The organism is Lysobacter changpingensis (assembly GCF_017308985.1).
Classification (GTDB): domain Bacteria; phylum Pseudomonadota; class Gammaproteobacteria; order Xanthomonadales; family Xanthomonadaceae; genus Lysobacter_J; species Lysobacter_J changpingensis.
The window spans coordinates 382183-400560 of sequence record NZ_JADWPE010000001.1; the positions used below are offsets into that span (position 1 = coordinate 382183).

At 66.8% G+C, this 18378-nt stretch carries 12 protein-coding genes; 3 read left to right on the top strand and 9 right to left on the bottom strand.

Annotated features, from left to right (window positions below):
- Positions 1-48: 48 nt before the first annotated feature.
- Both I4U41_RS01620 and I4U41_RS01625 read right to left on the bottom strand, forming a co-directional pair.
- Positions 49-3399 carry a hybrid sensor histidine kinase/response regulator gene (locus I4U41_RS01620; protein ID WP_206859204.1) on the bottom strand — a complete coding sequence of 1117 codons (3351 nt, stop codon included), beginning with the start codon at positions 3397-3399 and terminating at the stop codon, positions 49-51.
- Between the two features lie 679 nt (positions 3400-4078).
- Positions 4079-6313: a TonB-dependent receptor gene (locus tag I4U41_RS01625; protein ID WP_206859130.1), complete on the bottom strand. Its 2235-nt coding sequence runs from the start codon at positions 6311-6313 to the stop codon at positions 4079-4081.
- Positions 6314-6583: 270 nt separating this feature from the next.
- Here I4U41_RS01625 and I4U41_RS01630 point away from each other — a divergent pair, with 270 nt between their 5' ends.
- On the top strand, positions 6584-7981 hold the full coding sequence (locus I4U41_RS01630) for a GntP family permease (protein WP_206859131.1): 1398 nt from the start codon (positions 6584-6586) through the stop codon (positions 7979-7981).
- A 266-nt stretch (positions 7982-8247) separates the two neighbouring features.
- On the opposite strand, the gene I4U41_RS01635 is transcribed toward I4U41_RS01630, so the two are convergent.
- The 7 genes from I4U41_RS01635 to I4U41_RS01665 form a co-directional block, all read right to left on the bottom strand.
- Positions 8248-8508, bottom strand: a complete 261-nt coding sequence (locus tag I4U41_RS01635; protein ID WP_206859132.1) for an XAC0095 family protein — start codon at positions 8506-8508, stop codon at positions 8248-8250.
- Positions 8509-8846: 338 nt separating this feature from the next.
- Entirely contained in the window at positions 8847-9473 is a 627-nt protein-coding gene (locus tag I4U41_RS01640; protein ID WP_206859134.1) for a hypothetical protein, read from the bottom strand.
- A 50-nt stretch (positions 9474-9523) separates the two neighbouring features.
- A complete protein-coding gene (locus I4U41_RS01645) occupies positions 9524-9895 on the bottom strand; it encodes a toll/interleukin-1 receptor domain-containing protein (RefSeq protein ID WP_206859136.1) in 372 nt (123 codons plus the stop codon).
- Between the two features lie 79 nt (positions 9896-9974).
- Entirely contained in the window at positions 9975-10838 is an 864-nt protein-coding gene (locus I4U41_RS01650) for a DUF4231 domain-containing protein (protein ID WP_206859138.1), read from the bottom strand.
- Between the two features lie 8 nt (positions 10839-10846).
- Positions 10847-11320, bottom strand: a complete 474-nt coding sequence (locus I4U41_RS01655) for a TIR domain-containing protein (RefSeq protein ID WP_206859140.1) — start codon at positions 11318-11320, stop codon at positions 10847-10849.
- A gap of 78 nt (positions 11321-11398) precedes the next feature.
- Positions 11399-13087: a CPBP family intramembrane glutamic endopeptidase gene (locus tag I4U41_RS01660; protein ID WP_206859142.1), complete on the bottom strand. Its 1689-nt coding sequence runs from the start codon at positions 13085-13087 to the stop codon at positions 11399-11401.
- A 737-nt stretch (positions 13088-13824) separates the two neighbouring features.
- On the bottom strand, positions 13825-16527 hold the full coding sequence (locus I4U41_RS01665; protein ID WP_206859144.1) for a bifunctional acetate--CoA ligase family protein/GNAT family N-acetyltransferase: 2703 nt from the start codon (positions 16525-16527) through the stop codon (positions 13825-13827).
- A 125-nt stretch (positions 16528-16652) separates the two neighbouring features.
- Between I4U41_RS01665 and I4U41_RS01670 the strand changes: the two genes are divergently transcribed.
- The gene (locus I4U41_RS01670) at positions 16653-17021 is read left to right on the top strand and encodes an HPF/RaiA family ribosome-associated protein (protein ID WP_206859145.1); all 369 of its coding nucleotides are present in this window, start codon (positions 16653-16655) and stop codon (positions 17019-17021) included.
- Between the two features lie 185 nt (positions 17022-17206).
- On the top strand, positions 17207-18313 hold the full coding sequence (gene dinB / locus I4U41_RS01675; protein WP_206859147.1) for a DNA polymerase IV: 1107 nt from the start codon (positions 17207-17209) through the stop codon (positions 18311-18313).
- Positions 18314-18378: the final 65 nt, after the last annotated feature.

Consider the following 18378-nt stretch of genomic DNA (forward strand, 5'->3'; position numbering starts at 1 on the left):
TGCCATCCTTTCCGCCCACGCGGAAGCGGACTCAGCCGCACGATGGCTTCAGGAGACCGCGAATTCCCGCGCGGCCAGCGCCCGGTCGAGCATCGACTTCAGCGCCAGCGGCTTCACCGGCTTGGCGAGCAACGACAGCCCCGCTTCGTGCACGGCGCGGCGCACGTCCTCGCCGCGATCGGCGCTGAGGATCAAGGTCGGGCGCGCACCGAACCGTGCGGCCAGGCGATCGGCCAGGCGCACGCCGGTATCGCCATCATCGAGGTGATAGTCGAACAGCCACAGCGCGGCGGGCGCCTGCCGCAGCGCGGCCTCGGCCCCGACGCCATCCAGCGCGGTGACGACCTCGTATCCCCACCGCTGCAGCACGCCGGCGAGCGCGTCCATCGCCAGCGGATCGTTGTCGACCAGCAGCACGCGCAGCGATCGGCCGTCGTGCGCGAACGCGTGCGTCGTCGCTGCCGGCAGTGGCACCTGTGCCACGCGCACCGAGAACACCGTGCCGATGCCGAGCCCGCTTCGCAGCGCCAGCGGCGCATCGAGCAGCTGCGCGATGCGCTCGGCGATCGACAGGCCCAGGCCCAGCCCCTGCCCCGGCGCGTCCTCGCCACGGCGGAATTCCTCGAAGATCGCCGCCTGTTGCGCGGGCGCGATGCCCGGCCCGGTGTCGTGCACTTCGATGCGCAGTCCGTCGCCATCGCGACGCACACCGAGCAGCACGCTTCCCTGCGCCGTGTAACGCACGGCGTTGGCGAGGAAGTTCTGCAGCACGCGGCGCAGCAGTTGCGGATCGCTGTGCGTCCACGCGCGCGTGCCGACGAAACGGAACCGCAACCCGCGCGCCGTTGCGATCGCGCGGAACTCCGAGGCGAGCGGCTCGAGCACGTCGCCCAGCGGGAACGCACGCGGCTGCGGCACCAGCCCGCCCGCTTCGAGCCGCGACATGTCGAGCAGGCCCGTCAGCAGGTCGCTGGTCGAATCCAGCGCACCGCCGATCTGCGCCACCGTCTCGCGCTGCCGCGCATCCAGCGGTTGCCGTGCGAGCGAATCGGCGAACAGCTGCGCCGCATGCAGCGGCTGCATCAGGTCGTGGCCGATGGCTGCGAGGAAGCGGCTCTTGGCCTCGTTCGCGCGTTCGGCCTCGCGCTTGGCGACTTCCAGGTCCGCGGTGCGCCCGGCGACGCGCAGCTCCAGCGTTTCGTTCGCCATGATCAGCCCGGCTTCGGCACGGCGGAACGCGGTCACGTCGGTGAAGGTGGCGACGAAGCCGCCGCCGGGCATGGGGTTGCCGCGGATCTCGACGATGCTTCCGTCGGGCAGCACGCGCTCGGACAGATGCGGCGTGCCGGCGCGCATGAACGCCAGGCGCCGTTCCAGCGCACGTTCCAAGTCGCGCTCGCTCCAGCCGCGCGTGGGCAGGCGTTGCAGGGCCCAGCGCGAGAGTTCGGCGATCGGGCGGCCCACCGTCAGCAGTTCCGGCGGGAAACCGAACAGCTCGGCGTAGCGGCGATTCCACGCGACCAGGCGCAGCTGCGCGTCGACCACGCTGATGCCCTGGCTCATGTTGTGCAGCGCCGCTTCCAGCACGCGCTGGTTGAAGCGCAGGTCGGCGGAGGCTTCGCCGACGATCGCGGCGACGGTGTCGAGGTCGTGGCTGCTCGCGCGTCGCGCCGCGTCCAGCAGCACGCGCGCCGACGCCGAGCCGAGCACGGCGGCGAGCTCGCGTTCGATGCGCGCCTCCACCGACGGCGGCACCGCGCCTTCGGCCTGGACGCCGTGCAGCAGCTGCGTCACGCGCTCGCGCGGAAGGAAGCGCAGGCCGGCGTCGCGCAGCGTGCGCAGGTCGAGGCCGCGCTGCGCACGGCGCGGCGCTTCGCGTCGCCACAATGCGGCGATGACCGTCGCGAGCGTGCCGACGAACAGGCTCGCGCCGACCGCCCGGCCCAGGCGGCTCCAGCCGGTCAGGCCGAACAGGCCGTCGGGCGCGAGCCAGCGCTGGTCGAACGGACCGGCGACGACCCACGACGGCGCCGCGCCGCGCGCTTCGACCATCATCGGCAGCAACAGCACCCACGCCCACGCCACGAACCCCGCGACGATGCCGGCCACCGCCGCGCGCGGGGGCGTCTGCGGACGCCACACGGCGAAAAACAGCGCGGGCGCCAGCGTCGCCAATGCCGAGAACGACACCGCACCGACGTCGGCCAGCGCATCGCTGCCGGCGAGCAGGCGGCTGTACGCCCACGCCAGCAGCATGATCGCGACGATGCCGCTGCGGCGCAGCGCGAGCACGCTGCCGCGCAGGTCGCTGCCGTCGTTGCGCGACCACGCGCCGCGCAGCAGGCCTGGCGCGAACCAGTGGTTGCCGATCATCAGGCTCAAGGTGAGCGTGCTGACCACGACCATGCCGGTGGCCGCGCTCAGGCCGCCAAGGAAGGCGAACAGCGCCAGCCCTTCCTGCCCCTGCGACAGCGGCAGCGCGAGCACGTACAGGTCCGACGGCACGCCCGTGCCCGCCAGCAGCGACTGCCCCGCCGTCGCCAGCGGCAGCACCGGCAGCGCGATCAGCACCAGGTACAGCGGGAATTGCCAGCGTGCGGTGCGCACGTCGCGCTCGTCGCGGCATTCGACCACGCCGACGTGGAACTGGTGCGGCAACACGAACATCGCCAGCGCGCCCAGCAGCACCAGCGGCGCGAAGCCGTCGGCGCCACGCGCGGGCGGCGGTGGTGCGGTGGTTTGCGGGAGATCGCCGAGTCCGAACCACACGAACGCGCCCAGTGCGAGCATCGCGGCCAGCTTGAACACCGACTCGAACGCCATCGCCAGCACGAGGCCGCGGTTGTGCTCGGCAGCGCTCGCGCGGCGCGTGCCGAACAGCATCGCGAACAGCGCCATCGCCAAGGCGACGTAAAGCGCGCTGTCCTGCCAGGCCGGCGCGGCGGTGCCTTCGGCGGTGCGCGTGGTGAGCATCGCGAAGCTCATCGCGACCGCTTTCAGCTGCAGCGCGATGTAGGGAATGAGCCCGAGCGCGGCGATCAGCGTCACCGTCGCCGCGAGCCACGCATCCTTGCCCAGGCGCGTGGCGATGAGGTCGGCGAGCGAGGTCGCATTGGTCTCGCGCGAGAGCCGCACGAGTTTCACCATGAAGGCGATCGCCAGGCCGTACAGCAGGATCGCGCCGAGGAACGTCGGCGGCAGCGGCCAGCCGTAGCGCGCGGCCTGCGTGACGGTGCCGTAGAACGTCCACGACGTGCAGTGCACCGCGAGCGAAAGCGCGTAGACGTGGCGCCATTGTCGTGCGAGCACTGTCGGCCGCCGCTCGGCGTACAACGCCGTGCCGAACATCAACGCGAGCCACGCGAGGCTGGCGACGGCGACGTTGGTGAAGCTCAGCATGGGCATGCGGCGGGGCTCATGGGCGGAGGATAGCTGGACGGACGGCCCTTACGACGCCACCCGCATGGAGCGTGACAGCCCGGGCCCGGCCTTCGCCGGGATGACGGTGAGGCTTGGCCCGCGATGACGGTGAGCGTTGGCCCTTGTAGCCCGGGTAAGCGAAGCGCACCCGGGGCCTGCCTCGAAGCGAAGATCACGATGGGCTCCAGCTTCCGCCGGAATGACGGTGACAAACGAGATGCCGCGACCGCCTCGATCCCCACCTTTGCCGCGATGACGGTGAGGGTTGGCCCTTGTAGCCCGGGTAAGCGAAGCGCACCCGGGGCTTGCCTCGAAGCGAAGATCACGATGGGCTCCAGCTTCCGCCGGAATGACAGTGACAAACGAGATGCCGCGACTGCCTCGATCCCACCTTTGCCGGGATGACGGTGAGGGTTGGCCCTTGTAGCCTGGGTAAGCGAAGCGCACCCGGGGCTTGCCTCGAAGCGAAGATCACGATGGGCTCCAGCTTCCGCTGGAATGACGGTGACAAGCGAGATGCCGCGACTGCCTCGATCCCACCTTTGCCGGGATGACGGTGAGGGTTGGCTCTTGTAGCCCGGGTAAGCGAAGCGCACCCGGGGCTTGCCTCGACGCGAGCATCAAGCGTGCCCCCCGGGATCACGCGTGAGCGCCAACCTCAGAAGTCGTACCGCACCGCCAGACTGTACTGCCGCGGCGCTCCATAGAACCCCGTCAGCACACCCAGCGCCGCATTGAGGTTGTAACCCGTCGTGCGGTACTCCTTGTCGGCCAGGTTCGTGCCCTGCAGCGAGAACGACCAGTGATCGTCCAGGCGCCAGATCACGCCCGCGTTCACCAGCCCGTAGCCGTCCTGCGTGATCGGCAGCGCGCCGGTGCGGACGATTTCCGTCGTCGCCACCACCTCGCTCTGGTAGCTGTAGCCCACGCGCGCCGAGAGATCGCCGCCGCCCGACAGCGGCGTGCGCCACTCCACGTTCAACGCACCCGAGAACTCCGGCGCATTGGTGAATTCCTGCTCGTCGGCGATGTTGACGCCGGCGTACATGAACTCGTCGTACTTCGCATCCAGCCACGCCAGGTTGCCGCTGATCAGCCAGTGCCTCGTCGGCAGCCACTGGTACTCGACTTCAACGCCTTCCACCGTGCCGGAACCGGCGTTGGTGAAGTCGCCGAAGAACGCATCGTCCACGCCGTCGCCATTGCTGTCGTAGGCGGTGAACACCGACAGCTGGATGTCCTCGTACTTGTTGTGGAACGCCGCCAGGTTCAGGAACAGCGTCTGCTCGAGGAACGCCATCTTCGTGCCGATTTCATAGCTGTCCACCGATTCGTCGTCGAACGGCTCGGCCGAGCGTGGCACGGCGGTGGCCTGCGCGCGGATGTTGTAGCCGCCCGACTTGAAGCCGCGCGACGCCAGGCCATACACCATGATGTCCGGCGTGACCTGGTAATCCAGCGAGATCTTCGGCGAGGTGTTCTGGAAGTCGATGCGCTTGTCGAAGTCGGCCGCGATCGGCGTCGGGTTGCTCGCCGTGCATGCGGGCGCCAGCGTGGTGAACGTCGCGTCCGTGTAGCAGCGGTTGAGCACGACCGCGTGCTTGCGCTCGTCGGTGTAGCGCGCGCCGACGTCGAGCTTCAACTTCTCGGTCAAGTCGAACGTCCAGTCCGCGTACAGCGCCCACTGGTCGGTGTAGACCGTGCCCTGCGTGTCGCCGAACGACACGTCGAAGAAGTTGTTGAGCACCTGGCCGCCGGCCCAGCCGTCGAAGAAGTACAGGCCGACCACGCCGCGACTGCGACCGCCGGCGTCGTAGTTCACCTGCAATTCGTTGGTGACCTGTTCGTCGCTGTAGAACGCCTTCACGTCGGCGATCCTGTTGGGCAGCGTGTCGAAGTCGATGTTGGTCTCGGTGTCGGACTCGCGCTTGGCGAGGATGTACTTCACCGCCCAGTCGTCGTTGACGCGCCAGTTGACGGTCGCCGAGGCGCCCTTCATCTCGGTGTCGTTGACGTTGGGCATGCCGCTGCGGATGTCGTAGCGGTCGTCCAGCGGCGCGAAGCCGGGCGCGAAGCGGTTCGGCGCGAGCATCTTCGCGCCGCGCACACCGGACTGGTCGTCCATCCAGTCGAAGGCGAACTGGATGTCGAGGTTGTCGCTGACGTACGCGCCGAGCTGGCCCCGCGCGGCGAGGATTTCCTTGTCGCTCACCGGCTGGCCGTTGGTGAGGTTCTCGCCGAAACCGTCGCGATTCAGGCTCGCCAGCGCCAGCCGCCCACGCAGCGCGCCGTCGCCAACCGAACCGCTGGCGGCGGCGCGCACGTCGAGCTGGTTGTAGTTGCCGACGGTGACCGACGCCTGACCATCGGGTTCGACGCCCAGGCCGCGCGAGATGTACTTGATCGCACCGCCAATCGTGTTCTTGCCGTACAGCGTGCCCTGCGGGCCGCGCAGCACTTCCACGCGCTCGACGTCGAACACGTCCAGCAGCGCACCCTGCGGACGCGCGATGTAGACATCGTCCATGTAGATGCCCACGCCGGGGTCCACGCCCCACAGCGGATCGGACTGGCCGACGCCGCGGATGTAGGCGGTGACCGTGCTGGACGACCCGCGCGCGGCATAGACGGTCAGGTTCGGCACCTGGGCGTCGAGGTCGCCGAGGTCTTCAACGTTCAACTGATCGAGCGCGTCGGCGGTGAACGCCGTCACCGCGACCGGCACTTCCTGCAGCGTTTCCTCGCGCTTGCGCGCGGTGACGGTGACGCCGCCGAGCGTGGTGGTTTCCTCGCCCGGTGCCGTGGCGCCGGCGTCCTGCGCGTGCGCCAGCGGCGCGACGAGCGCCAGCGCAATCGCGAGACTCAGGCCGTTACGGGTGCTGCGATGGTTCATCTGAACGCTCCTTCCCCAACGTTGTGCGCATGCCGGCACGCGGCCGGCGCGGAATGGACAACGGGCCCTCCCCCGTCCTGCCGCAAGACTAGGGCGCAAGGTCCAAGAATCGCTCCTGTACCTTCGGACAATGCCGGGCCATCCCCGCGCCAATGAGACTGCATCGGTCGTCCTGCGGAGCGGGACGATGGCGGCCACCCTGCTTCGTCGTTGGCGCGAACGCGGCACAGGCGACGGCCCCTTCATCCGATCCCGTCTTCGAGGACGTTCATGGCATTCCTGATCGTGCTGGCCGCGTTGTGCTTCCTGATGTTCGTGGCCTACCGCGGCTACAGCGTGATCCTGTTCGCGCCGGTGGCGGCGCTGGGCGCGGTGCTGTTGACCGATCCGACGCTGGTCGCGCCGATGTTCACCGGCCTGTTCATGGACAAGATGGTCGGCTTCCTGAAGCTGTACTTCCCCGTGTTCCTGCTCGGCGCGATCTTCGGGAAGCTGATCGAGCTGTCGGGGTTCTCCAAGTCGATAGTGACCGCCACCATCGGCCTGTTCGGCGCGCAACGCGCGATGCTGTCGATCGTCGTCGTCTGCGCGCTGCTGACCTACGGCGGCGTGTCGCTGTTCGTGGTGGTGTTCGCGGTGTATCCGTTCGCGGCGGAACTGTTCCGCCAGAGCGACATCCCCAAGCGGCTGATCCCCGGCACCATCGCGCTGGGCGCCTTCACCTTCACCATGGACGCGCTGCCGGGCACGCCGCAGATCCAGAACATCATCCCCACCACGTTCTTCGGCACGAACACCTGGGCCGCGCCGGTGCTGGGCACGATCGGCGGCGTGTTCATCCTGATCGTCGGCCTCGCGTACCTCGACTGGCGCCGCCGCGTCGCGCGTTCGCGCGGTGAGGGATATGGCACCGCGCTGGTCAACGAACCGGCAGCGTTCGCCGGGCAGACGCTCGCGCACCCGCTCATCGCCATCGCGCCGCTCGTGCTGGTGGGCGTGGCGAACAAGCTGCTGACGACGGCGATCCCGCGTTTCTACGGCGAAAGCCACAGCTTCGATCCGGCGGTGATCGGCAACGCCACGCCGGTGGTGCAGGAAATCACCAAGGTCGCCGCGATCTGGGCCGTGCAGGGCGCGCTGCTGCTGGGCATCGCCACGGTGCTGGTGTTCGCGTGGAAACCGGTGATGGCGGGCTTTGCCGAAGGCACGAAGTCGGCCGTCGGCGGCGCGTTGCTGGCGGCCATGAACACCGCATCGGAATACGGTTTCGGCGCGGTGATCGCGGCGCTGCCGGGCTTTCTGGTCGTCGCCAACGCACTGGGCGCCATTCCGAACCCGCTGATCAACCAGGCCGTGACCGTGACGGCACTGGCGGGCATCACCGGTTCCGCGTCGGGCGGCATGAGCATCGCATTGGCCGCGATGGCCGAAACCTTCATCGCCAACGCGAACGCCGCCGGCATTCCGATGGAAGTGTTGCACCGCGTCGCCGCGATGGCCTCCGGCGGCATGGACACCCTGCCCCACAACGGCGCCGTCATCACGCTGCTGGCGGTGACCGGCCTGACGCATCGCCAGGCGTACAAGGACATCTTCGCGATCACCGCGATCAAGACGATCGCGGTGTTCGTGGTGATTGGCGTGTTCTATGCGACGGGTTGGGTGTGACGCCCACAGCGCCGATGTCGTTGTAGCCCGGGTAAGCGAAGCGCACCCGGGGAGCTGTCACGCCCATGAGCCCGCTTCAGCCGAACCAAGCGGCAGCGCTGAACTCTCGCCCTCCCCGCACAACGCTACGGTCCCCGCTTTTGTAGCCCGGGTAAGCGAAGCACACCCGGGGACCTGTCACGCTCATGAGCCCGCTAGCGCACCCGGGACCTGTCACGCCCAACCCGGGTGCGCTTCGCTTACCCGGGCTACAACGGCCGACGTCATCAACCCGGCTCGGGCTCGGGCTCGGGACCGTGCTGGATGACGAGGGACAACGCGTCGTCCACGTAGGACGCGGTTCGCTCGAAGAGTTCGGACAGCGCATCCAGCGAGAGGACGACATACTCGGTCGGCTCCCGGCGGGCTTCGGTGAGTTGGGCCAGCAGGCGCAATTGATCGCGCGTCTGGACCAGCGAATCGTGGGCGGAACGGGGCAGCAGATAGCCGCGAAATGCGGCGGGGATGGAACGCGTGTCCTTGCTCATGCGGGGGTTCTCCAGCAAACCAGCCGGGCTTGCGCCGGGGATTCGGCGCAAGGGTGTCGGGAGGTTAGAAGCCGCAAGTAGTCGGCGGGCGTATTTCCTCTTGCGAGGTGTTGTATTAGCCGCCCTCCCGACGCAGAACGTCATCGCGTCGGACATATGCCCAAGGTTCGGACATAAGAAACCCGCCTGTGATTCGGTGGCGGGTTACCGCTACTTGCGGAGCTTCTACACTCCTTGAGAGCGAGTGTGCTGGCGCCGGTAAGCGGCGAGCAATCAGCTTTTGTCGCAGTGCTGTTCCGCACGAACTTGCGATGCTGCCCCGTCCACAAATCGCACCATTACGCGACAGGGTTATCCGCAATCGCCTTTCCGGGTACTCCGGAGGCACGCAAATGTTCGTCGATAAGCTTCGGGAGATGTCGAACCACGTAAAACAACTCTTCGTCTCGCCCAACCATGTCATGCATTAGCGGGCCACTTAGAGCGACATCGAGGACCACCGCAAGCTGCCTCCTCGCGGTATGCACGCCTTTAGCATCGCGCTTCGCGACCGCTCGATACAATTCCATCCCTACCTCATACAGCCAGGGAAGTTCGTCTCGAAACATCGAGAATATGAGTAGCAAACCAACTCCTCTCGCATTCCCAAGCGAGCCGCGGGAAAGAGATAATATTTCATCCAACATCGCCGGATGGAACCGACGCCCCTTCAGCGAACCACCCCGGCGTGACAGCGATTGAACGCGATGGTCGACACGGTCTGGAAGTTCGCGGACCATCGCTTTGACTTCTTCAAAGAGTTTAGCCACTCCCTGCTCGTCACCGGAGGGCGCCTTCCGCTCCTGCTTTGACGCTGGAAGCGCTTTAATCTGCTCTATGAATAGCCGAACCTGCATCCGCACTGCAGCCTCTCGAGGTGCAGCATCTGGATTCCTTTGCATGAGCTGAATAACTAATTTCGTCAACGAGTCCTCGTCATCACCGCAGTTCTGAAACTGCCCGAAAGGACCTGTACTTACCTTTTCAAGCTGTACGCCAAGCGCAAGGCCGAGAACGTCGTCTCAAGCCGCCCCTTTGCGACACCCGCTTCATACAGGATCCATGGACGATCGAGACTGCGCGCCGTGAGCAACGCCACAACATCTGTCGCATCCCCGAGCTGCGACATGATTGACGCGTACCACTCCGCTCCGAATTCAATCCCGGCATTACTCTTTCGGTCAGACGAACGAAAGGACTTCAATGTGCCGCCGCTAACGTCGGACAGCAGATTCGCAAAGAGTTCTGCCAAATCCGCGTCGCGCGTGTCATGGCTAATAAAAACAAGTGAGCGCGGCCTCACGCCCAGATTCTGCGCATCGCTTTGTGCCTCATCACGCGTCGCCACCTCTACGGCGGGCTTCTGGACTCTCGACTTTCGTGCAGCCATATCATCCCCAACTAAGTATAAAAGAGCGACCGATTCGTTACGCGTCTTTCCGAGCAATCCACTGTGTATGCTCACGCGAAAACGCATTCTCTGCGTCACTGACGAAAGCGGAGAATTCCTGATCGGTCTCTGCCGCAAACGCCTGCTCGCGTATGAAGCCAATCTCGTGAGCAGTCAGCGCATAGGAAGAGGCAAGCTCAGAAAATCTCCTCGCCTGCATCCAGCCTAGCAAGCTTGCCGCGATAGCTACGAAAACATCTGTCGGCCAAATTCCCAAGCCTGCAGAACCAAACTTAAAGATGGCGCACACGACCGCCAGGGAGTTCACACCGACCAAGCACCAAAAGAACAGCGTGGATGCGTCGCGATTTGCTCTTGCTTTATCGGCATACCACGTAAGCTGATTGAGGATTCTCCCACTTTCATACGCGCGCTTCCGTTCATCCAAAGATAGGGACCGCAGCGCCTTCATCTCCTCAGTGATCTGCCGCTCATCGAGATACTTTGTCAAAGCTGAGGCAACTTCCCTGTTTTGGTTAACGACCCCCCTCAGCTTCTCACGAAAGTCGATATCGGCAGCGGCGTTCTCCACGCAGAACGGCTCCGCTCTCGCTACATATCGCCAAGTTAGCGTCTTCACAGACTCAGCGACTGCACGCCCCCCATACCAGTAACGATCAGGGCGCTTACTGAACAAGTAGATTGAACACGCAAGAGCCGCGAGGAGAGCTATTAGTTGCGCTCCGCTGACCCAATGACTCGACGACGTGATCAGCGATAGCGCCGCTGCGATGACCAGCATCGACAAATGCGCGCCCAAAGCCAAGAAGAAATGTCGCTGACTGTCAGCAGAAAGTTGATCCGCTGAGCGATAGATCCCTGGAAAATTCGCGTCACGCATGATCATCCTCAGTAGCCCAGACTTATGTAAACCCTGTCTTTGTAGAAATAGTCATCGTCCGGAGGCTGCATCGAGTAATTTCTCAACGCATACGCGACAATCTTAGGCGAGAAGGGAACAAAGATCGCACCGATATTCCTCATAACGGGCGGGCAGGTCTCTGGAACGGATCGCCTCGCTCCGTCGAGATTGACCCCGATGACCCTGCAACCCTTCTCGATAGCGACCTCAATCTCCCAGCGCACGTACTTGTGCTTGTATCGCGTGTCGGCGCCTATGAGGACAGCGAGCGTTCCAGCCATGTCAATCCGCTCCCTGCATTTTCGTTTTATATACGCCTCATCTTCTGATTTGATCTCTTGCTGCAGCTGACAATCTGTGAAGTTGAAGTCGATGTGCTCGTGCGCTTTCCAAGCCTGCATGAGCCAATAAAATTTGATGTCAGTCGAGCTAAAGCTGACAAAGGTTCGCGGCAATCCCATAACCCCTCCTTTGCAATTTATTCTGCGCGGAACCTGGGTAAGCGGACCACCGGATCGAGTCCGAAGATGCTCGCCGCATCACCCCACCCACAACAACACCCCCACCGCCACTGCATTATTCAAAACATGCAGCGCCACAGCCGGCGCCAGCGAGCCGGTGCGCTTCACCAGCCACCCACCAAACAACCCCATGGCGAAGTAAAAGAGAAAGCGCGGCGGGTCGTCGTGCATGGCGGCGAAGCCGAGTGCCTGCAACGTGTTCGCCCAGCCGAAGCTGATGTGGCGCGACAGGCCGCCCAGCAACAGGCCACGGAACACGAGCTCTTCGAACACGGGGCCCACCAGCGCCAGGATCAGCAGCGACAGCATCGGGCCGCCGAGCTGCGCGCCGCCTTCCGCCATCGCGGCCACCATGCGCGTCTGGTGGGTTTCAAGGTTCACGCCCAGCGCGCCGTTGATGAGGGCCAGCGCCCAGCCCAACGCGATCAGCGCGCCCCACATCAGCAGCACGACCCACCACGTGCGCAGCACGGCGCGGTCGCCAATGAACTGGCGTCGGGTCATGCCGGCCAGCGCCGGCGCGATGAAGACCAGCGCGGTGATTTCGGCGATGAGGAAGGCCTGGAACATCGTCGCCGACGCCTCCGCATTGCCGCTGAACATGTCGGCCATCGCCTCCGGCCACACCAGCAGCATCACCAGCATCGGGACGATGAGCGCGACGGCTCCGGCGTACCACGCGCGCCACAGGCCAATGGCCGGGAACAACGGTTCGCTCACCCGGCCCTTGAGGCGCCGTGCCAGCCCGCGGTAGTGCGCGGGCACCAGCACCACGCCGGGCGCCAGCAGCAGGACGAACAGGTAGGCGACGAATATCGCCACGCCCGGCAGCATGGTCGGGCTGACCAGCGTGAGCGGCGCGGCCATCGCCAGCGTGGCGAAGCGCGAAAGGTGCATGGCGAAGTTCGGGCGATCGGTCAGGTCCACCAGCTTCGCCGCGCCGGCGTAGTCGCGGGCGCCCATGGCGGCCTCGAACTTGAGCGACCGGGTCGCTTCGCACTTGATGCAGACGTCCTTGAGCACGCGCTGCGCCGATGCGAAATCGCCGGCTCGCATGTAGGCGCGCGCGGCCGCTTCACGGTCGACGAACTCCATCAGGTTCGGCTGGCGGCGCAGTTGCGCCACGCCCGCCTTCGGGTCGGGCAATGCGAGGGCGGCCTTGACGCGCGCGGCCACATCCATCGGATTTTCCGACGGCGCGGCCTTTGCCAGCAGGTCGGCCGCCTCGTCCAACTTCTTCTGGCTCGCCAGATACTGTGCCGCGGCGCCGGTACGGGAGGCATCGCCCAGGCGTACCGCCAACAGGGCCAGTTCGCCGGCGCGTTCCGGGTTGCCGCTGAACTCGTGGCCCATCGACGTCTGGCTCAGCAGCTCGCGCCGGGACGACGACGGCCAGTGGTCGGCGGTCTTCAGGATGGCTTCGCCGCGCTTGGCGGCTTCTTCGCCGAAGAGCGTTTCCATCTCGAACAACGCCACCTGCGGCGCGTTTGGCCAGCGCTCGCGCAGTTGTTGGGTGCAGGACGCATGGGCATCTTCCGCTGCGGGAATCCAGCGGCCGACGTCCGGATCGCCATAGAACCGAAGGAAGCGGCATCGCGAAACGGCGAGCTCGATGTCGCCGGGCGCCTGCCTGATGGCGGCATCCAACGTGGCGAGCGCGTCGTCGTAGGCGCGCTGGGTGGCCTCCTCGACCTTCCCGATGGCCATTCCCGCTTGCGCACCCGCAAGGTCGGGCACCGGCTCCGCCGCCTGCGCCAGTCCGATGAAAAGTGCGGCCGCCGCACACAGCGCCCGCCATGCCGCGCGAGTATCCATACCCCATCCCCCAATGTCCCCGCCCCGAGTTTGCGACAGGGCGCCCGGGAAATGAAGGGCCGGTGGAGGGCTTTCCGGTGGCCCGTGGACGGGTGCGTCGACGGTTGGGGCGGGCTTCGCTCGCCGTGGTGGGCGGGCGGTCCCGGGTGCGCTTCGCTTACCCGGGCTACAACAGCTACAAATGCGGGGTTACGCCGGGTTTGTGCCGTGCGACCTGCGGAAAGTGCTTCTCGTGGCGCAAAAAGCGCTGCGCGTGACGCGTGGAGTGCCAGCGCCGGCACTGTGGCCGGCAACGTCGGCACTTGAAGTGCCTGCGATGGCGCTTTCTTGGTTCGGAAACAATCAAGAAAGGGGCACGCGTGGCGCTTTTTTCGCCAGCCTCGGCACTTGAAGCGGGGCGCGCGGCACTTTGCGTGCCATCGATGACGCCTTCTTCGCCTCGGGGCAATCAAAAAAGCGTCGCGCATGACGCCTGGTTCGTCAGCGTCGGCACTTCCGGCACCTCGCGTGGCGCTTCTTTCGTCACGCGTTGCGCGGAAAGCGCCGTCGATGCCACATCCTGTGCCGACGCCGCCGCGCGACGTGCCCTACCCGGCGTTACCTGCGCGTGCTCGACGGTTGCATCGAACTTACGTCGGCATGTCCCCGATCCGCAGCGACACCGTCACCAGGCTCGCATCCTCCGGATTGGTGACGACGGAGAACCCCAGCGCGCGGCACATCTCGATCATCGTGCGGTTCTCCTGCAGCACTTCGCCTTCGATCGAACGCAGGCCCAGCCAGCGCGCGTACTCGATCATGATCTGCATCAACCGCCAGCCCAGGCCGTGCCCCTTGAGGTCGGAGCGCACCAGGATGCCGTATTCGCCCTTGTCGTAGTTCGCGTCCGCCAGCAGGCGCACGGCGCCGAGCATGTCGCCCGTGGGCGGGTCGATGGCGACCAGGGCGATGGAGCGCGCGTAATCCAGCTGCGTCAGCTGCGCGATGAACTCGTGGCTGAAATGCTTCACCGTCTGGAAGAAGCGCATGCGCAGGTCTTCATCGGACACGCGACCGAAGAACTCGCGGAACATCGCGTCGTCTTCCGGCCGCACGGGTCGCACGAACGCGTTCGCGCCGTCCGACAGCACGATCTGGCGCTCCCATTCCTTCGGATACGGACGAATCGCCAGCCGCGGATGCCCACGCCCCTTGTGCAGCCGGCGCGAGCGCGAGACGCCGATGCGTGCGTCCACGGCGATCAGGCCCTCCTTGTCGGCCAGCAGTGGGTTGATGTCGACCTCGCGGATGTCCGGCACATCGACCACCAGCTGCGCCAGTTTCACCAGCGCCAGCGCGACGGCACGCTCATCGGCCGCCGGGACGTCGCGATAGGCCTTGAGGATGCGCGACACGCGCGTGCGGCCGATCATCTCGTGGGCTAGGCGCAGGTCGAGCGGCGGCAGTGCCAGCACCTTGTCGTCGATCACTTCCACCGCCGTGCCGCCACGGCCGAACACGATGACGGGCCCGAAGGTTTCATCGTCCGCGACGCCGGCAATCAACTCGCGCGCCTTGGGCCGCACGATCATCGGATGCACCGTCACGCCTTCGATGCGCGCGTCCGGCCGCAGGTCGCGCGCGCGTTGCAGGATCGACGCGGTCGCATCGCGCACCGCCTGTTCGCTGAACAGATTCAGGCGCACGCCGTCGACATCGGATTTGTGTTCGATGTCAGGCGACAGCACCTTCACCGCGACCTGCAATCCGTCCGCGAGCCACGGTGCCGCCCCGCGTGCGGCCTCGTCCGCATCGACCGCACGCGCCACCGGCGTGATCGGAATGCCATAGGCGCCGAGCACGCGCGTGACCTCGACGGGATCGAGCCAGCGCCGGCCCGACCGGATCGCCGCATCGACGATGCCGCGCGCGGTGTCGGTATCGACCACGAAATCGTCCGGCAGGCTCGGCGGCGTTTCCATCAGCGTCATCTGCGCTTCGCGATGCCGCACCAGGTACATGAAGCCGCGCACCGCGTCGGCCTCGGTCGGATAGTTGGGAATGCGCGCCGCGTTGAGTCGATCCACCGCCGCATCGTCCGCGCCCAGCCACACGGCGAACACGGGCTTCTTCCGCGTGTGCCACGGCAACGATTCGCGCGCCTTGGCCAGCGCATCGGCGCGGCTGTGCGCGTCCATCAACGCGGTGGGCGTGTTGAGCACGAGCAGCGCGTCGTTGCCGTCGTCCATCGCGAGCGCACGGAACGCCTCCGTGTACGAGGCATGATCGACGTCGCCGTAGAAATCCACCGGATTCGTGCCCGGCCACGCGGTCGGAGCGATCGGCCGGATGCGCTCGCGCGCGGCGTCGGAGATCGAGGCCAGCGTGCCGCCCATGTCGAGCAGGCGATCGGCGGCGAGCGTGCCGGTGCCGCGGCCGTTGGCGAAGATCGCCAGGCGCCGGCCGGGCAGCGTTTCCACGCGACTGAGCGCTTCGGCGGCCGAGAACAGTTCGTTGAGCGCGCGCACGCGCAGCATGCCCGCGCGATGGAACGCCGCCGCGTACACCGCGTCCGGCGAGGCGAGCGCCGCCGCGTGCGTTTGCGGCACGACGCCGCGCGGCGCGTGCCGGCCCGACTTCACCACGACCACCGGCTTCAGGCGCGCGGCGGCACGCGCGGCCGACACGAACTTGCGCGCATCGCGGATCGATTCGACGTACAGCAGGATCGCGCGCGAATGGCGGTCGCGCGCGAAGTAGTCGAGCAGGTCGGCGAAATCGACGTCGAGGGCGTCGCCGAGCGCAGCCACGGCGGAAAAGCCGATGTCGCGTCCCGCGCCCCATTCCACCAGCGCGGCGGCGACGGCCGCCGACTGCGACACCAGCGCGATGTCGCCCGGCAGCGGCGAGTGCGCGGCGAAGCTCGCATTGAGCCGCGCGTGCGGCGCGATCACGCCCAGGCTGTTGGGCCCGGCCAGGCGCATGCCATGGGTGCGCGCGATGTCCTGCAGTTCCGCGGCGAGGGAACCTTCGCCCTGCTCCAGGCCGGTGCTCAGCACGACCGCGGCGGACGTGCCGCGTTCGGCGGCAGCCTTCGCGTAGCGCGGCACCATCGCGGCGGGCGTGGCGATCAGGACCAGTTCGGGCACGAACGCCAGGTCGGCCAGGCGCGCCACGGCGGCGACGCCTTCGATCTCGCGATGACGGGGATTCACCAGGCCGATGGGCCCGCCGAACCCGCCGGACTGCAGGTTGCGCAGCACCGCGCGCCCGATCGAGCGCTCACGCGGACTGCCGCCGACCACGGCGACGGATGCGGGCGAGAACAGCGATGGAAGGGACCAGGTGCTCATCGGGCGCGCTGCCAGTCGGACATCATGCGCCACCACGATGCCCGCGGCCATGTGCAAGTTTCAAGCTGACAGCGCATCGGCGGGCTCCGTATATGGAACGCCAGTCCCACCGTAACGGAGCCCCCATGCAACACGACGTCACGATCCGCTTCGAAGGCCTTCCCGTTTCCGAAGCGCTGCGCGAGGACATCCTGCGGCACGCGCACAAGCTGTGGCAGATCGCCCCGCGGCTGCAATCCTGCGATGTCGCGATCCGCCACGCCGAACACCGCCACCAGCACGGCAACCGCTACATCGTGCACGTGCACGCGGTGATGCGCGGCGCCACGTTCGAGGCGGGCCGCACGCCGGCGAAGGATCATTCGCACGAGGACGCCTACGTCGCCGTGCGCGATGCGTTCGATGCGATGCAGCGGCAGGTGTCCGACCACGTGCGCAGCGTGCGCGACGAGGCGAAGCGCGCGGCGGCGCCGAGAAGCGAGGATGCGGCCTGATCGTTGAGCCCCTGTGAACGCTTTTGTAGCCCGGGTAAGCGAAGCGCACCCGGGTTGGGCGTGACGGAGCCCCGGGTGCGCTTCGCTTACCCGGGCTACAAGGGCATGCACCTTCCGACACGTGACCGCACCGCCCGCGCTTGTTAGCATTTTGACTAACAAGCACCCGCGACCGCCCACCGCCCGTGTCCGCACCGCCCCGCAAGATCCTGCACGTCGACATGGACGCGTTCTACGCGTCCGTGGAGCAGCGCGACGACCCCACGCTGCGCGGGCGGCCCGTCGTGGTCGCCTGGCGCGGCGCGCGGTCGGTGGTGTGCGCGGCCAGCTACGAGGCGCGCAAGTTCGGCGTGCGCTCGGCGATGCCCGCGATCCGCGCCGAGCGCCTGTGCCCGCAGGCGGTGTTCGTGCCGCCGGATTTCACCCGCTACAAGGCGGTGTCGCGGCAGGTGCGCGAGATCTTCTCGCGCCACACCGACCTCATCGAACCGCTCTCGCTGGACGAGGCCTACCTCGACGTCAGTGAAACCAAGACCGGCCTGCCGACCGCCACCGCCACCGCGCAGGCCATCCGCGAGGCCATCCGCGAGGAAACGCAGCTCACCGCCTCCGCCGGCGTGGCGCCGAACAAATTCCTGGCGAAGATCGCCTCCGACTGGCGCAAGCCCGACGGCCTGTTCGTGGTCCGCCCGCACCAGGTTGAGGCCTTCCTCGCGCCGCTGCCCGTTGGGCGCCTGCCCGGCGTGGGCAAGGTGATGGAGCGCAGGCTGGAGGAACTCGGCATCGCGACCGTCGCGCATCTGCGCGAGCTCGGCGCGGCGGAACTGGAACTGCGCTTCGGCCGATGGGGCCGACGCCTGCATGAGCTCTCGCTCGGCATCGACCACAACCCGGTCGAGCCCGAGCGCCCGACGTTGCAGATCTCCTCCGAGGACACCTTCGAGCGCGACATCCCGCTGGACGAGCTGGAGCCGCACATCCGTCGCCTCGCCGGGAAGACCTGGGAAGGCTACGGCCGCGAACTGGCACGCGATCCCGAGCGCGTGGCGCGCACGGTCGTGCTGAAGCTGAAGACCGCCGACTTCCGCATCCTCACGCGCAGCCTCACGCCGATGGAGCGGCCGACGAGCCTGGAGCAGCTCGCGCGCCTCGCGTGCGACCTGCGCGGGCGCGTACCGCTGCCGGCGGACACGCGTTACCGGCTGGTGGGCGTGGGATTGTCGGGCTTCATCGATCGCGACGAGGTGCCGGTGGCGCAGAGCGATCTGTTCGAGGCCGACGCCGCGATCTGATCGACGCTCTGGTAGCCCGGGTAAGCGAAGCGCACCCGGGGAACCTCGCCGCGACCGTCACGCAC

What these genes read in the sequence shown, in the direction of transcription:
- I4U41_RS01620 (WP_206859204.1), bottom strand. Translation starts at nt 3,399, where the DNA reads ATGCTGAGCTTCACCAACGTCGCCGTCGCCAGCCTCGCGTGGCTCGCG.
- I4U41_RS01625 (WP_206859130.1), bottom strand. Translation starts at nt 6,313, where the DNA reads ATGAACCATCGCAGCACCCGTAACGGCCTGAGTCTCGCGATTGCGCTG.
- I4U41_RS01630 (WP_206859131.1), top strand. Translation starts at nt 6,584, where the DNA reads ATGGCATTCCTGATCGTGCTGGCCGCGTTGTGCTTCCTGATGTTCGTG.
- I4U41_RS01635 (WP_206859132.1), bottom strand. Translation starts at nt 8,508, where the DNA reads ATGAGCAAGGACACGCGTTCCATCCCCGCCGCATTTCGCGGCTATCTG.
- I4U41_RS01650 (WP_206859138.1), bottom strand. Translation starts at nt 10,838, where the DNA reads ATGCGTGACGCGAATTTTCCAGGGATCTATCGCTCAGCGGATCAACTT.
- I4U41_RS01655 (WP_206859140.1), bottom strand. Translation starts at nt 11,320, where the DNA reads ATGGGATTGCCGCGAACCTTTGTCAGCTTTAGCTCGACTGACATCAAA.
- I4U41_RS01660 (WP_206859142.1), bottom strand. Translation starts at nt 13,087, where the DNA reads ATGGCCATCGGGAAGGTCGAGGAGGCCACCCAGCGCGCCTACGACGAC.
- I4U41_RS01665 (WP_206859144.1), bottom strand. Translation starts at nt 16,527, where the DNA reads ATGAGCACCTGGTCCCTTCCATCGCTGTTCTCGCCCGCATCCGTCGCC.
- I4U41_RS01670 (WP_206859145.1), top strand. Translation starts at nt 16,653, where the DNA reads ATGCAACACGACGTCACGATCCGCTTCGAAGGCCTTCCCGTTTCCGAA.